Origin of the sequence: Gilvimarinus xylanilyticus (assembly GCF_024195295.1) — a bacterium.
Lineage (GTDB): Bacteria > Pseudomonadota > Gammaproteobacteria > Pseudomonadales > Cellvibrionaceae > Gilvimarinus > Gilvimarinus xylanilyticus.
Map to the genome: position 1 here is coordinate 1 of NZ_JAMFTH010000010.1, position 1,064 is coordinate 1,064.

Annotated in this window: 1 protein-coding gene; it reads right to left on the reverse strand. The window is 56.4% G+C overall.

Going from position 1 to position 1,064, the window contains the following annotated elements; all coding sequences use genetic code 11:
• On the reverse strand, window positions 1-1,049 hold a 1,049-nt coding region (locus M6D89_RS17120; RefSeq protein ID WP_253969316.1), incomplete at its 3' end, for a VCBS domain-containing protein.
• Window positions 1,050-1,064 lie beyond the last annotated feature (15 nt).

Here is a 1,064-nt window from a genome sequence, read left to right on the forward strand (position 1 = left end):
TCTTCGGTCACTTCGCCGGTATCGCCACCGGTGATGATGGCGCCATCGTCGGTGCCGGTGATACTGATCACAATCTCGTGGGTATCTATGGCGCCTGCGCTATCGATGACCTGAACTGTGTAGGTTAAATCCAAGACTACGCCATCGGGTAAGATATCAAAGGCTTGGTTGCCGCTGTCAAAGCTCCAGTTGATAACGCCGGTAGTGGCCCCTGCCTCGATCACCGGTGCGGCATTGACGCTCAGCATGTTAAGCAGGGTTTGCTCGTTGTATTCACCGTCCAGGTTGACATCCACGGCGGTGACCGTGGCGGTGTCCACATCGGATAAGTCGACATCCCCTACCGTTAACGTCCCCGTGGTGGATAACCCGGAGTCGGTTTCTACAAAGCTCGCTGTGTCACTGTCGCCGTCTTCGACGCTGATGACCGGCGCGTCGTTGGTTCCGTTTACCGTGACGGTAATGGTGTGTTCACTGCCATCATCGCTGGACACGGTAAAGGTATCGGTTAGCGTTTCTCCCACGGCCAGGTATTGCACTTCAGCGTTCTCGACGCTGTAGCGCCAGCTACCGTCTGTGGCTATGGTTAAAGCCCCGGTGGTGGTTTCATTGTCTGTGCCATTCACCACGCCGGTATCAAAGACCGATTCGCCCGCATCCGGATCGTCGACAACCAAAGCGCCTGTGGCAATCAATTCGCCCGCGCTGTCGACGTCGACATCTTCGGTTACTTCACCGGTGTCGTCACCCCTAAAGATCGGGGTATCGTCAGTGCCCGTCAGGGAGATCACCACCTCGTGGGTATCGGTGGCTCCGGCGCTGTCTGTCACCTGCACCGTGTAGGTCAGATCCAATGATTCGCCTTCGGGCAAAAAGTCGAAGGCTTCACTGCCGCTGGCAAACGCCCAGTTGATAACCCCTTGGGTATCGCCCGAGCCAATCACCGCACCGGCATCAACGCTAAGCATACTAAGAAGTGTGCTGTTATCCAGCCCTGTGCTTAGGCTTTCGCTCACCGCAATCACCTGCGGGGCAACCTGATCTATCACATCGATATCGCTAAC